Here is a 12,635-nt window from a genome sequence, read left to right on the forward strand (position 1 = left end):
GCGCCGGCGGGTGAGCGCTCGCGCGGCTCAGTGACGTTGCTCGGCGGCGGGCGTCACGCCGCTCGCGAGTTCGGGCGCGGCAAACAGCTGCGCGACGTCGACGGGATCGAATTCGTAGCGCTGGTTGCAGAACTCGCAATGGATTTCGACGTGGCCGCGTTCGACGATCACGCTGTCGACTTCTTCCTGGCCGAGCATCTTCAACATCGCGCCGACCTTTTCGCGCGAGCACGTGCACTCGAAGCGCGTGCCGGCCGGGTCGAAATGCTGGACGTTCTCCTGCCAGAACAGCCGGCGGAACACGACGTCCGGCTCGACCTCGAGCAGTTCCTTGGCGGACAGCGTGCCGCCGAGCGTGCACACGCGCTCCCACGTATCGGCATCGGTCTCTGCGGCGCGCGGCACGATGCCGCCGTCGCCCGGCAGCTTCTGCAGCAGCATGCCGACCGCGCGGTCGCGATCGGCGGCGAGCCACAGCCGCGTATCGAGCTGCTCCGAGTGATGCATGTAATGCTCGAGCACCTGCGCGATCGACTCCAGCGGCCCGTGTTCGCCGTTCAGCGGCACGATGCCCTGGTACGGCTGCTGGCCCGGCTGCTTGTCGGCCGGGTCGAGCGTGATCACGCAGCGCCCGTGGCCGCTCGCGTTGACGAGCTCCGCGAAGCGGGTGTCGTCCCCGATCGTATGGGCGAGCGACGTCGCCGGAGAACTTCGCGGTCGCGCGCATCGACAGATCCGAGCTGCACTGCACGACCAGCATCTTCACCGGCCCGTCGCCGAAGATCTGCATGACGAGGGTGCCGTGAAATTTCAGGTTCGCCGACAGCAGCGCGCACGCGGCCATCATCTCGCCGAGCACCGTGCGCACGGGTGCCGGGTAGTCGCGGCGGGTCAGCACCTCCTGCCACGTGTTGCGCAGCGAAACGATTTCGCCGCGCACGGGCGCCGCGTTGAACATGAATTTCTGTAACTGGTCGCTCACTCTTCTTCCTTGAATTCCGCGCGGATCAGCCGATCCGCACGAGTTGCTCCTTGAAGTGCGCACGCCGGTCGACGTACGTCTTCGCATTCGCGCTCAGCCGCGCGACGTCTTCGGCCGACAGCTCGCGCACCACTTTCGCGGGGGCGCCGAGAATCAGCGAGTTGTCCGGAAACGTCTTGCCCTCCGTCACGACCGCGCCGGCGCCGACCAGACAGTTGCGGCCGATCGCCGCACCATTCAAGACCACCGCCTGAATTCCGATCAGCGAGCCCTCGCCGACCGTGCAGCCGTGCAGCATCGCCTGGTGCCCGATCGTCACGTTCGCGGCGATCGTCAGCGGATAGCCGGGGTCGGTGTGCAGCACCGCGCCTTCCTGCACGTTGCTGCCCGCGCCGACCGTGATCGGCTCGTTGTCGCCGCGCAGCGTCGCGCCGAACCACACGCTCGCGTTCTCCTCGAGGACGACCTTGCCGATGATGGCCGCCGTATCGGCGACGAACACGCTTTCGTGGATGGTCGGGGCCGTGTCGCCCAGCTTGTAGATCGTCACATTGTCTCCTTTGTCGAGCGGACCCGGCGCCTTGGCGCAGAATCCGGTTCCATGCAAAGCGGTATCGTTCGGCAGGCGTCGGTAAAATGACGGGTTTCACGCCGCGCCTGTCGCAGCAGCACAAGCGCGTATTGTAAACGGTTGCGCGCGGCGATTCCCGACGCGCATTCAACGGTGCCCCGGTCATGCACATGGTGCGTTCTTCATCCGTCGATTCCGGCGCGTCGACCTGCGTGCGCCGCGCCGCGCTCGATGCCCTGCGCACGCCCGAGCCGGCCGCGAAGGCTGCCCGGGTGCGCACGCTGTACGACGCGCTGCTGGCCGGGCGGGCGACGATCGATCCGTCGCTCGCCGTGCCGGAGCCGGCCGGGCTGCCGGGGCGTCCGGCGCGTCCCGCGCTGGTCGAGCCGCGCCAGCTGGAGCGGCGCAGCATGCGCTCGCCGGAGGGCCGGGCGGTGCTGCTGCACGCGCTCGCGCATATCGAATTCAACGCCATCAATCTGGCGCTCGATGCGGTGTGGCGCTTTGGCGGCCAGCCCGACGCGTTCTACGCGGACTGGCTGAAGGTCGCCGCCGAAGAGGCGTATCACTTTTCGTTGCTGGCCGGCCGGCTCGCAGAATTCGGTCATGCGTACGGCGATTTTCCCGCGCACAACGGGCTGTGGGAAATGTGCGAGCGCACGGCGGGCGACGTGCTTGCCCGCATGGCGCTCGTGCCGCGCACGCTCGAGGCGCGTGGCCTCGACGCGTCGCCGCCGATTCGTGCGCGGCTCGCGCAGGCGGGCGACCATGCGTCGGCCGCGATCCTCGACGTGATCCTGCGCGACGAAATCGGCCACGTCGCGATCGGCAACCGCTGGTTCCGCCATTTTTGCGACGAGGCCGGCCGCGACCCGCTGCCGACCTACCGGCAACTGGCCGAACAGTACCAGGCGCCGCGCTTGCGCGGCCCGTTCAATTTCGATGCGCGCCGCAGCGCCGGTTTCGAGCCCGCCGAGCTGGACGCGCTCGCGGCGCAGGACGAGACCGCGGCGCGGGATGGGGCCTGATTGACAGGGTCACCCGTCGGGCAGGGCGGCGATGCCTAGAGGAGTGCCTCGACACGCGTGACGATCGCGGCACGCGCCCGCGCAGCGGCATCGTTATAATCGAACGACCATTCTTTTTTGGCCGCTGCAATGACTGCCACGAGTTCTGTTTCCGATTTCGTCACGGTTCGCGGCGTCCGGCTGCATGTCCGGCGCTGGGGCCGGCCGGATGCGCCGACGCTGTTCATGCTGCATGGCTGGATGGACGTCGCGGCGTCGTTCCAGTTCGTCGTCGACGCGCTGGCGGGCGACTGGCAGGTGATCGCGCCGGACGCGCGTGGTTTCGGGCTGTCCGACTGGCCGGTGGCGCGGCAGGGCGGCGGTCACTACTGGTTCCATGAATACCTCGGCGATCTCGATGCGCTGCTGGACCACTATGCGCCCGCCGGCCAGGTCAACCTGGTCGGACACAGCATGGGCGCGAACGTCGTGTGCCTGTATGCCGGCGCGCGGCCGGAGCGCGTGCGGCGCGTCGTCGACCTCGAGGGGTTCGGCCTGGCCCCGGCGCGAGCCGAGCAGGCACCGGGCCGGCTGCGCGGCTGGCTCGACGGCCTGCGCGAGCCGTCGGCGCTGACGTCCTACGCGTCGCTCGACGAGGTGGCCGCCCGCCTGATCAAGACCAATCCCCGGCTCGAGCCGCGCCGCGCGGCGTTTCTGGCCGCGCACTGGTCGAAGCGGGGCGACGACGGGCGCTTCCATCTGCTGGCCGATCCCGCGCACAAGATGGTCGGGCCGCTGCTGTACCGGCTCGACGAGGTGATGGCGACCTGGGCGCAGGTGCGCGCGAAGGTGCTGCACGTCGAGGCGGTCGATTCGCCGACGCTCGCCTATCTGGCCGGCGGCATCCCGCTGCCGGAGTTCAAGGCGCGCTTCAGGGCGTTCCCGGACTGGCGCGAAAAGCTCGTCGACGACGCCGGCCACATGGTTCACCACGACCAGCCGGAGCAGATCGCGGCGCTGATCGAGGCGTTCTGCGCGTGAGCCGGCGGCGTCGGCGGCAGGGCAGGCGGCCAGCGGAATTGCCGCATTGCAGTAGAATGAAGCTTCACCTCCGATGCCTACGATGAACGCCGATCTCCACTGCCATTCGAATGTCTCCGACGGATTGCTGTCGCCTGTCGACGTCGCGCGCCGCGCCCATGCCGGCGGCGTGACCCTCTGGGCGCTCACCGATCACGACGAGGTGGGCGGCCAGGCGGCGGCGCGCAGCGAAGCGGAGGCGCTCGGCATGCGCTACCTGAGCGGCGTCGAGATTTCCGTGACCTGGGCGTCGCGCACAGTGCACGTCGTCGGCCTGAACATCGATCCGGCAAACCCGGCGCTCGTCGACGGCCTGTACCGTACGCGCCACGGCCGTGCGGCTCGCGCGCAGGCGATCGGCGCGCAGCTCGAGACGCTCGGCATTCCGGGCGCATACGACGGCGCGCTGAACTACGTGTCGAACCCCGACCTGATCTCGCGCACGCATTTCGCGCGCTTCCTCGTCGAGAACGGGTACGCGGAATCGACGTCGGACGTCTTCGACCGCTTGCTCGGCGACGGCAAGCCCGGCTTCGTGCCGCATCGCTGGGCGAAGCTGTCCGATGCCGTGCAGTGGATCCGCGGCGCGGGCGGCGAGGCGGTCGTCGCGCATCCGGGCCGCTATCGCTACACACCGGTCGAGTTCGACGCGTTCTTCGGCGAATTCATCGACCTCGGCGGCCGCGCAATCGAGGTCGTGACCGGCAGCCATACGCCGGACCAGTATCGCGAATATGCGGACGTCGCACGCCGCTTCGGCTTCGAAGTATCGTGCGGCTCGGATTTCCACGCGCCCGGAGAAGGCCGCGTCGAGCTGGGCAGCCTGCCGCCGCTGCCGTCCGACCTGAAGCCGGTCTGGGAACGCTGGCTCTGACGTCCCGCGGCGGCGCCGCGCGCGTCGACGCTGCGGCGCGCCCCCGTTCATTCCCTCTTTACCCGTCTCCATGTCCCAGTTCTTCAGGATTCATCCGGATAATCCGCAGCCGCGCCTGATCAAGCAGGCAGTGGAGATCGTCAACAAGGGTGGCGTGATCGCGATGCCGACCGACTCCAGCTATGCGCTCGCGTGCCACCTCGACGACAAGGATGCGGTCGAGCGCGTGCGCCGCATCCGCGGCCTCGACGACAGGCAGCATCTGTCGCTGCTGGTGCGCGACCTGTCGGAGCTCGCGAACTTCGCGATGGTGGACAACCGGCAATACCGGCTGATCAAGTCGGTGACGCCCGGCCCGTACGTGTTCATCCTGCAGGCGACGAAGGAGGTGCCGCGGCGGCTGTCGCACCCGTCGCGCAAGACGATCGGGCTGCGGGTGCCGGAGCATGCGATCACGCTTGCGCTGCTCGAATCGCTCGGCCAGCCGCTGCTCGGCACGACGCTGATCCTGCCGCCCGAGGAGGAGCCGCTCAACGATCCGGAGGACATCCGCGCGCGGCTCGAGAAGCAGGTCGATCTCGTGATCGACGGCGGCGCGTGCCCGCGCGAGCCGTCGACGGTGATCGACCTGACGGCCGACGAGCCGCAGCTCGTGCGCGCGGGCCGCGGGCCGCTCGAGCCGTTCGGGCTGACGGCGGCGTGAACCCGCGCCGTTCCTTCCGTGCCGTGTCCGCGCGATTGCGCTTGTTACAATAACGCGATATGGACGCTAACCTGATACAGACCATCGCCGTCTACGCGCTGCCCGTGATCTTCGCGATCACGCTGCACGAGGCCGCGCACGGCTATGCCGCACGCCTTCTGGGCGACAACACCGCCTACATGATGGGGCGCGTGTCGTTCAATCCGATGCGCCACATCGACCCGATCGGCACGATCGCGATTCCGCTCGTGATGTATTTCCTGACCGGCGGCGCGTTCCTGTTCGGCTATGCGAAGCCGGTGCCGGTGGCGTTCCGCAACCTGCGCGATCCGCGCTGGGGCAGCCTGTGGGTGTCGCTCGCGGGGCCCGGCTGCAACTTCGTGCAGGCGCTGCTGTGGGGCGTGCTGACCATCGTGCTCCCCGCCGCCGGCGTCGACGAGCCGTTCTTCACGCGCATGGCCTACGCCGGCGTCAGCGTGAACCTCGTGCTCGGCGTGCTGAACCTGTTTCCGCTGCCGCCGCTCGACGGCGGCCGCATCCTGGCCGCGCTGCTGCCGCCGAAGCAGTCGATCGCGCTGTCGCGCATCGAGCCGTACGGCTTCATCATCGTCCTCGTGCTGGTCACGACGGGCGTGCTGACGAATTTCTGGCTGCGTCCGCTCGTGAATATCGGTGCCGGCATCCTGAGCGCCATCCTGTCTCCTTTCGCCTCGCTTTTCTAACGACAATCATGTTCCCAGATCGTATTTTCTCCGGCATGCGGCCCACCGGGTCGCTGCACCTCGGTCACTATCACGGCGTGCTGAAAAACTGGGTGAAGCTGCAGTCCGAGTACCCGTGCTTCTTCTGCGTCGTCGACTGGCATGCGCTGACGACGCACTACGAGACGCCCGAGGTGATCGAGAAGAACGTGTGGGACGTGCTGATCGACTGGCTCGCATCCGGCATCGACCCGGCGCAGGCGACGCTGTTCATCCAGAGCAAGGTGCCCGAGCATGCGGAGCTCGCGCTGCTGCTCGGCATGAGCACGCCGCTCGGCTGGCTCGAGCGCGTGCCGACCTACAAGGAGCAGATCGAGAAGCTGAGGGACAAGGACCTGTCGACCTACGGCTTCCTCGGCTATCCGGTGCTGATGGCGGCGGACATCCTGCTGTACCGCGGCTCGCTCGTGCCGGTCGGCGAGGACCAGGTGCCGCACGTCGAGATGACGCGCGAGATCGCGCGCCGCTTCAACTACCTGTACGGCCGCGAGCCGGGCTTCGAGGAGAAGGCGCTCGAGGCCGCGAAGAAGCTGGGCGGCAAGCGCGCGAAGCTGTATCACGAGCTGCGCAACGCGTATCAGCAGGAGGGCGACGACGAGGCGCTCGAGCAGGCGCGCGCGATGCTGCAGGAGTCGCAGAGCCTGTCGATGAGCGACCGCGAGCGCCTGTTCGGCTATCTCGAAGGCGCGCGCAAGATCATCCTCGTCGAGCCGCAGGCGCTGCTGACCGAGGCGTCCCGCATGCCGGGCCTCGACGGCCAGAAGATGTCGAAGTCGTACGGCAACACGATCGGCCTGCGCGAGGACGCGGAGACGATCACGAAGAAGGTCCGCACGATGCCGACCGATCCGGCGCGCGTGCGCCGCACCGATCCGGGCGATCCGGACAAGTGCCCGGTGTGGCAGCTGCACCAGGTCTATACGGACGAGGCGACCCACGAGTGGGTGCAGAAGGGCTGCCGTTCGGCGGGCATCGGCTGCCTCGACTGCAAGCAGCCGGTGGTCGAAGGCATCCTGCGCGAACAGCAGCCGATGCTCGAGCGCGCGCAGAAGTACATGGACGACCCGTCGCTGCTGCGCGCGATCGTCGCCGACGGCTGCGACAAGGCGCGCAAGTACGCGACGGAGACGATGCGCGACGTGCGCGACGCGATGGGCCTGTCGTACACGTGAGCGACAGGCATGAGCCGGCCGTGTCCGTCGGCGGCGGGCACGGCGTGTCGACCGAGCCGTCGCGCTGGGTCGCCGGCTGGACGCCGCTGATCGCGGCCGGCGGTGCGGTGCTGGACGTCGCCGCGGGCAGCGGGCGGCATGCGCGCTGGTTTGCGGCGCGCGGGCATCCGGTCGTCGCGCTCGAACGCGATCCGGCCGCGCTCGCCGCATTGTGCGCGATTCCCGGCGTGGACGCCCGCGACGCCGACCTGGAAGGCGCACCGTGGCCGCTGCCGGCCGGTGAGCGGTTCGCGGCCGTGGTCGTCACGAATTACTTGCACCGCCCGCTCTGGCCCCATCTGCTCGATGCGCTCGCGCCGGGCGGCGTGCTCGTCTACGAAACCTTCGCGCGAGGAAACGAAACGGTCGGCAAACCGTCGAACCCCGCGTTCCTGCTTGCGCCGGGCGAACTGCTCGAGGCAGTGCGCGGCCGCCTGCGGGTGGTGGGGTACGAAGACGGCTTCGTCGCTGCGCCGCGCGCGGCGTTCGTCCAGCGCATCTGCGCGGTGCGCGAGGGCGGGGCCACGGGGTCGGAGGCGGGTATTCCGCGTTACGAACTGCCCGGCTAATCCGCTACAATCTCAACGTTTACCGATTCATATTCAATCGCGTTTCATGGCTAACGGCACCCAAGACGGCATTCAAATCCGCGGCAGCATCCCCGCGATCGTCACCCCGATGCTCGAAGACGGCAGTCTCGATCTGCCGGCGTTTCGCAAGCTGATCGACTGGCACATCGAAGAAGGCACCGACGCGCTGGTCGTGGTCGGGACGAGTGGCGAGTCGGCGACGCTCAACGTCGAAGAACACATCCTGATGATTCGCACCGCGGTCGAGCACGCGGCGAAGCGCATTCCGATCATCGCCGGCGCGGGCGGCAATTCGACCGCCGAGGCGATCGAATTGACGAAGCATGCGAAGGCGGTCGGCGCGGACGCGACGCTGCAGGTCGTGCCGTACTACAACAAGCCGACGCAGGAAGGGATGTATCGGCATTTCAAGTCGATCGCCGAGGCGATCGACCTGCCGGTGATCCTGTACAACGTGCCGGGCCGCACGGTCGCGGACATGTCGAACGAGACGATGCTGCGTCTCGCGCAGGTGCCGGGCATCGTGGGCGTAAAGGAAGCGACCGGCAACATCGACCGTGCCGCGCAGCTGATCAAGGCTGCGCCGGCGCATTTCGCGATCTACAGCGGTGACGATCCGACCGCGATCGCGCTGATGCTGCTGGGCGGCCACGGCAACATCTCGGTGACGGCGAACGTCGCGCCGCGCGCGATGAGCGCGCTGTGCCGCGCGGCGCTGGCCGGCGACGTGAAGACGGCGCGCGAGCTGCACATGCGGCTGCTGTCGCTGCACAAGAACCTGTTCATCGAGGCGAACCCGATTCCGGTGAAGTGGGCGCTGCAGGCGATGGGCAAGATGCAGGGCGGCATCCGCCTGCCGCTCACGCCGCTCGACGAACGTTGCCACGACGCGGTGCGCTCGGCGCTCGTCGAAGCCGGCGTCCTGGCCTGATGTCGCGGCGGACGGGGCACCGTCCGCCGGTTCATTCCCCGATCAACCCGCACCGGCCGGCTCCGTCCGGCGCCGCTCCTGACGAGCGTTCTAGCAAGACGAAGGATTTCATGAAACGTTTCGCCTTTTCCTCTCGCGCCATCCAGGTTTCGGTGGTGGCGCTTGCGCTGGGCGCGCTCGCCGGCTGCGATACGCTGAACGATTATCTGGCCCCCGACAAGGTCAACTACAAGAACACCGGTTCGGCGCCGCCGCTCGCGGTGCCGAGCGACCTGAAGCCGGTGCCGACGAGCCAGCAGTTCGTCGCGCCGCCGGCCAACGCCGGCCTCGGCACGCTGCCGCCGCGCGCGACGACGGCAGCCGGCACCGCGACGGACGGCGTGCCGACCGCGCAGGATCCGCTCGGCATGCACGTCGAGCGCGACGGCGACCGCCGCTGGCTCGTCGTCGACGGCCGCACGCCGGAGCAGCTCTGGCCGCTCCTGAAGGATTTCTGGCAGGACAACGGCTTCTCGCTGAAGACCGACGCGCCGTCGACGGGGATCATGGCCACCGACTGGGCGGAGAACCGCGCGAACATTCCGGACGACTGGTTCCGCCGCACGATCGGCAGGGTCGTCGATTTCGTGTATTCGTCCGGCACGCGCGACCGCTTCCGCACGCTCGTGAACCGCACGGCGGACGGCAACACCGACATCTCGATCACGCACAGCGCGATGGAGGAAATGATGGTCGGCCCGCAGGGCGGCACGTCGTCGCGCTGGGAGGAGCGTCCGCGCAATCCGGTGCTGGAGGCGGTGTTCCTCGCGAAGCTGATGCAGAAGTTCGGCCTGTCCGAAACGCAGGCGAAGCAACTGCTGACCGACGCGCGGCCGGCGACGGCGCCCGCGCAGGTCAGCGCCGCGAGCGCCGGCACGGCGACGCTGCAGCTTGCCGAATCGTTCGATCGCGCATGGCTGCGCGTCGGCCTCGCGCTCGATCGCACCAATTTCACGGTCGACAACCGCGACCGCGAGAAGGGCATGTACTACGTGCGCTACGCGAACTCGATGGAAGAGCTGAAGCGCGACGGCCTGTTCGGCAAGCTGTTCTACGGCGGTCCGTCGGCGGCGAAGCCGGGCAAGGAATTCGTCGTCAACGTGCGTGCGCAGGGCAATGGCGGCACGCAGGTCGCGGTGGTCGACGCGAGCGGCCAGATCGACAACTCGTCGGACGCCCAGCGGATCATCTCGCTGCTTCATGCGCAATTGAACTAAGCGCGTGCGGTTCGCCAGCCTCGGAAGCGGCAGCGAAGGCAACGCACTGGTGGTCGAAGCCACGAGCGGCGCGACGACCACCCGCGTGCTGCTCGACTGCGGCTTTTCCGCGAAGGAGGTCGAGCGCCGGCTCGGCCGTCTGCATCTCGGCATCGACGATCTCGATGCGATCCTCATCACCCACGAACATAGCGACCATGTCGGCAGCGCATTGACGCTCGCCCGGCGCGCGTCGCTGCCGCTTTACATGAGCTGGGGCACCGCGCGCGCGGTCGGCGCGGACGAAGCGGACGTCGAGCTCCACGTCCTGTGGGGCGACGAGACGGCCCGGATACGCGATCTGGCGGTCTTGCCGTACACGGTCCCGCACGACGCGCGGGAGCCGCTCCAGTTCGTATTCATGGACGGCTGCCACCGCCTCGGCGTGCTGACCGACGTGGGCGGGGCCACGCCGCACATCACGGCCGTCCTGAGCGGCTGCGACGCGCTGGTGCTGGAATCGAACCACGATACCGCGATGCTGGCTGCGAGCCGCTATCCGCAGTCGCTGAAGGCGCGGATCGGCGGCAGTCACGGGCACCTGAGCAACGACGCGGCGGCGGACATCCTTGCGTCGCTCGAACGCAGCCGCCTGCAGCATCTCGTGGCGGCCCACCTGAGCCAGCAGAACAACAGGCCGGAACTGGCCCGCCAGGGGTTTGCGGGCGTGCTGGGCACCGATGGCGACGAGGTGGTCGTGGCGACGCAGGACGCGGGTTTCGACTGGCTGGCGCTCGACTGAGCGAGTGGGGGATAGCGCAAGGCGGCGGAGCGGGAGAGCAGAAGCGGCGCGCGTCAGCGCCCGGGCCGAATGGCCTTCGATGCGGTGCGCGATGCGCGCAAACCGCAGGCATAAAAAAACCGGCCCGAGGGCCGGTTTTTTCTTCAGCTGATGCTGAGGCTTACTGGCTTGCGCCCGAAGCCGGAGCAGCCGTCGCTGCCGAAGCAGCCGAGGCCACAGCAGCAGCAGCGTCGCTCGCAGCAGCCGTTGCCGACGAAGCAGCAGCCGTTGCGTCGCTCGCAGCACCGGCAACTGCCGAAGCAGCCGACGAAGCGGCAGCAGCAGCGTCGCTAGCAGCCGGCGCAGCAGCTTGGTCTGCGCTCTTGTTGCAAGCAGCCAGTGCAACAGCAGCCAGCAGGGAAGCTACGAGGAGGGATTTCTTCATGATCACGTCCTTTTATGGTTAAAGGGTAAGCAACAGCGCGAAACAATACCGGTAATGTGCTCCAACACCGACCTGGGCCGCTGGTGGAGACGCACTTCTAGAGCGTGAATCTTCCCTACGGCTTGGGCGGAAATTATATGCACTTTCCTATCGACCGTCGACAAATGCGGGGTCAATACGTTGTCTTTCCCATACAAAATTTGATTCGCATGGGCATACGGGTCAACTCACACTAATCCCGGCTTCCGACCCGTATCCAGCCCGCACAATACCATTCGTGCAGCAACGCTGTCATGGAGGGATCCCGGGATAGTGTTACAAACCGTTTCGCCTCCATCCGACGCTGATTGGCCAGCTCGGGCAGCCATTTGGCGGCCTGATCGAGTGGTCCTTCCTCGCCGTTGATGAAGTACGAGCGCGCGTTATACATCAATGCGGCGCGTCTGTCGAGACATACGCCGCGCCGCGCGGCCTGCGCGGCGAACGCCGCCTCGGAAAGCGGGCGTGCGGGCGGGTCGAACACGACGTTCGATTTGGGTTCGCTCAGGTAGCAGCCGAGGAATTCGGCGACGTCCTGCTCGCGCCACTTGATGCCGTTGACGATCGCCGCGACCCGTTCGACCATCGCCGGCGGCAGGTGCGCCGGCGTCTCCACGGCCGGCTGCTTCGGATCGCGGTAGAGGTCGTCGCTGCGGGCGCCGCTGCGCAGGCCGCCGCGCTCCGCGAGGTAATACAGGAACTGGGCGCCCAGTTCGCCGGCGGACGGGGCCCGGAAGCCGATCGAGCAGGTCATGCATTCGCCTTCGGCGACGCCGTCGTGCGCGATGTGCGGCGGCAGGTAGAGCATGTCGCCGGGCTCGAGCACCCATTCGTCGCTCGGTTCGAAATGCTCGAGGATCTTGAGCGGCACGCCCGGCTGCAGCGACAGGTCCCGCTGCGCGCCGATGCGCCAGCGGCGCTTGCCCTCGACCTGCAGCAGGAATACGTCGTACGAATCGAAATGGGGGCCGACGCCGCCGCCGTCGGTCGCATACGAGATCATCAGGTCGTCGAGGCGCGCGTCCGGGATGAAGCGGAAGCGGTCGAGCAGCGCGCGCGCGGCGTCGACGTGAAGATCGAGCCCCTGCACCAGCAGGGTCCAGGCCTTGCGCGTGACGGGCGGCAGCGCGTCGTCGTCGAACGGGCCGTGCGCCAGTTGCCACTTGTTACGAAAGTGCGTGATCAGGCGCGATTCGGCGTCGTAGTCGCCCGCCAGCTCGAACAGCGTGTCGCGCGAGACGGGGGGCGTCACGCCGGGGATCGCCTGGCGGATCAGCAGCGGTTTCTTCTGCCAGTAGCGGCGCATGAATTGCGCCGGGGTGAGGCCGCCGAGCAGCGGCGTGGGAAGATCGGGTGGCGGCGCGCCGACCGAGGCGGCTGTGCCGTCCAGCGGTTCGGCTTGAGACCGTTTGCGCATCGTATAAT

General features: G+C 68.0%; 13 protein-coding genes and 1 pseudogene. 11 read left to right on the plus strand and 3 right to left on the minus strand.

Annotated elements, in window-relative coordinates:
* Window positions 1-27: 27 nt before the first annotated feature.
* Both hslO and WJ35_RS01580 read right to left on the minus strand, forming a co-directional pair.
* A pseudogene (hslO, locus tag WJ35_RS01575) lies at window positions 28-982 on the minus strand (Hsp33 family molecular chaperone HslO).
* 25 nt (window positions 983-1,007) lie between these two features.
* Entirely contained in the window at window positions 1,008-1,532 is a 525-nt protein-coding gene (locus WJ35_RS01580; RefSeq protein ID WP_010091976.1) for a gamma carbonic anhydrase family protein, read from the minus strand.
* Between the two features lie 185 nt (window positions 1,533-1,717).
* Here WJ35_RS01580 and WJ35_RS01585 point away from each other — a divergent pair, with 185 nt between their 5' ends.
* The 11 genes from WJ35_RS01585 to WJ35_RS31730 all read left to right on the plus strand — a co-directional run bounded on the left by WJ35_RS01585 (window position 1,718) and on the right by WJ35_RS31730 (window position 11,080).
* Entirely contained in the window at window positions 1,718-2,581 is an 864-nt protein-coding gene (locus WJ35_RS01585) for a ferritin-like domain-containing protein (RefSeq protein WP_196222082.1), read from the plus strand.
* Between the two features lie 129 nt (window positions 2,582-2,710).
* On the plus strand, window positions 2,711-3,601 hold the full coding sequence (locus WJ35_RS01590; RefSeq protein WP_069238648.1) for an alpha/beta fold hydrolase: 891 nt from the start codon (window positions 2,711-2,713) through the stop codon (window positions 3,599-3,601).
* Between the two features lie 82 nt (window positions 3,602-3,683).
* On the plus strand, window positions 3,684-4,514 hold the full coding sequence (locus tag WJ35_RS01595) for a 3',5'-nucleoside bisphosphate phosphatase (RefSeq protein WP_060238272.1): 831 nt from the start codon (window positions 3,684-3,686) through the stop codon (window positions 4,512-4,514).
* Between the two features lie 70 nt (window positions 4,515-4,584).
* Entirely contained in the window at window positions 4,585-5,217 is a 633-nt protein-coding gene (locus WJ35_RS01600; protein ID WP_010091980.1) for an L-threonylcarbamoyladenylate synthase, read from the plus strand.
* 59 nt (window positions 5,218-5,276) lie between these two features.
* The gene (locus WJ35_RS01605; protein ID WP_010091981.1) at window positions 5,277-5,939 is read left to right on the plus strand and encodes a site-2 protease family protein; all 663 of its coding nucleotides are present in this window, start codon (window positions 5,277-5,279) and stop codon (window positions 5,937-5,939) included.
* Window positions 5,940-5,947: 8 nt separating this feature from the next.
* Entirely contained in the window at window positions 5,948-7,150 is a 1,203-nt protein-coding gene (locus tag WJ35_RS01610; RefSeq protein WP_010091982.1) for a tryptophan--tRNA ligase, read from the plus strand.
* Window positions 7,147-7,758: a class I SAM-dependent methyltransferase gene (locus WJ35_RS01615; protein ID WP_060238274.1), complete on the plus strand. Its 612-nt coding sequence runs from the start codon at window positions 7,147-7,149 to the stop codon at window positions 7,756-7,758. Before WJ35_RS01610 ends, WJ35_RS01615 begins: the two co-directional genes overlap by 4 nt.
* A 46-nt stretch (window positions 7,759-7,804) precedes the next feature.
* Window positions 7,805-8,710: a 4-hydroxy-tetrahydrodipicolinate synthase gene (gene dapA / locus WJ35_RS01620; RefSeq protein WP_010091984.1), complete on the plus strand. Its 906-nt coding sequence runs from the start codon at window positions 7,805-7,807 to the stop codon at window positions 8,708-8,710.
* 110 nt (window positions 8,711-8,820) lie between these two features.
* Window positions 8,821-9,966, plus strand: coding sequence for an outer membrane protein assembly factor BamC (bamC, locus tag WJ35_RS01625; RefSeq protein ID WP_060238279.1), 1,146 nt, complete (start codon window positions 8,821-8,823; stop codon window positions 9,964-9,966).
* 4 nt (window positions 9,967-9,970) lie between these two features.
* Window positions 9,971-10,747: an MBL fold metallo-hydrolase gene (locus tag WJ35_RS01630; protein WP_069238649.1), complete on the plus strand. Its 777-nt coding sequence runs from the start codon at window positions 9,971-9,973 to the stop codon at window positions 10,745-10,747.
* Window positions 10,748-10,897: 150 nt separating this feature from the next.
* Window positions 10,898-11,080, plus strand: coding sequence for a hypothetical protein (locus tag WJ35_RS31730; protein ID WP_196222099.1), 183 nt, complete (start codon window positions 10,898-10,900; stop codon window positions 11,078-11,080).
* 323 nt (window positions 11,081-11,403) lie between these two features.
* Here the strand turns inward: WJ35_RS31730 and WJ35_RS01635 are convergent, their stop codons facing one another.
* Window positions 11,404-12,627, minus strand: coding sequence for a cupin domain-containing protein (locus WJ35_RS01635; protein ID WP_060238286.1), 1,224 nt, complete (start codon window positions 12,625-12,627; stop codon window positions 11,404-11,406).
* Window positions 12,628-12,635 lie beyond the last annotated feature (8 nt).

Origin of the sequence: Burkholderia ubonensis, assembly GCF_001718695.1 — a bacterium.
GTDB classification, from domain to species: Bacteria; Pseudomonadota; Gammaproteobacteria; order Burkholderiales; family Burkholderiaceae; genus Burkholderia; species Burkholderia ubonensis_B.

Coding starts and splice junctions, on each gene's coding strand:
- WJ35_RS01590 (WP_069238648.1), top strand. CDS start 2,711: ATGACTGCCACGAGTTCTGTTTCCGATTTCGTCACGGTTCGCGGCGTC.
- WJ35_RS01610 (WP_010091982.1), top strand. CDS start 5,948: ATGTTCCCAGATCGTATTTTCTCCGGCATGCGGCCCACCGGGTCGCTG.
- WJ35_RS01605 (WP_010091981.1), top strand. CDS start 5,277: ATGGACGCTAACCTGATACAGACCATCGCCGTCTACGCGCTGCCCGTG.
- WJ35_RS01635 (WP_060238286.1), bottom strand. CDS start 12,627: ATGCGCAAACGGTCTCAAGCCGAACCGCTGGACGGCACAGCCGCCTCG.
- bamC (WP_060238279.1), top strand. CDS start 8,821: ATGAAACGTTTCGCCTTTTCCTCTCGCGCCATCCAGGTTTCGGTGGTG.
- WJ35_RS01595 (WP_060238272.1), top strand. CDS start 3,684: ATGAACGCCGATCTCCACTGCCATTCGAATGTCTCCGACGGATTGCTG.
- WJ35_RS31730 (WP_196222099.1), top strand. CDS start 10,898: ATGCTGAGGCTTACTGGCTTGCGCCCGAAGCCGGAGCAGCCGTCGCTG.
- WJ35_RS01600 (WP_010091980.1), top strand. CDS start 4,585: ATGTCCCAGTTCTTCAGGATTCATCCGGATAATCCGCAGCCGCGCCTG.
- dapA (WP_010091984.1), top strand. CDS start 7,805: ATGGCTAACGGCACCCAAGACGGCATTCAAATCCGCGGCAGCATCCCC.
- WJ35_RS01585 (WP_196222082.1), top strand. CDS start 1,718: ATGCACATGGTGCGTTCTTCATCCGTCGATTCCGGCGCGTCGACCTGC.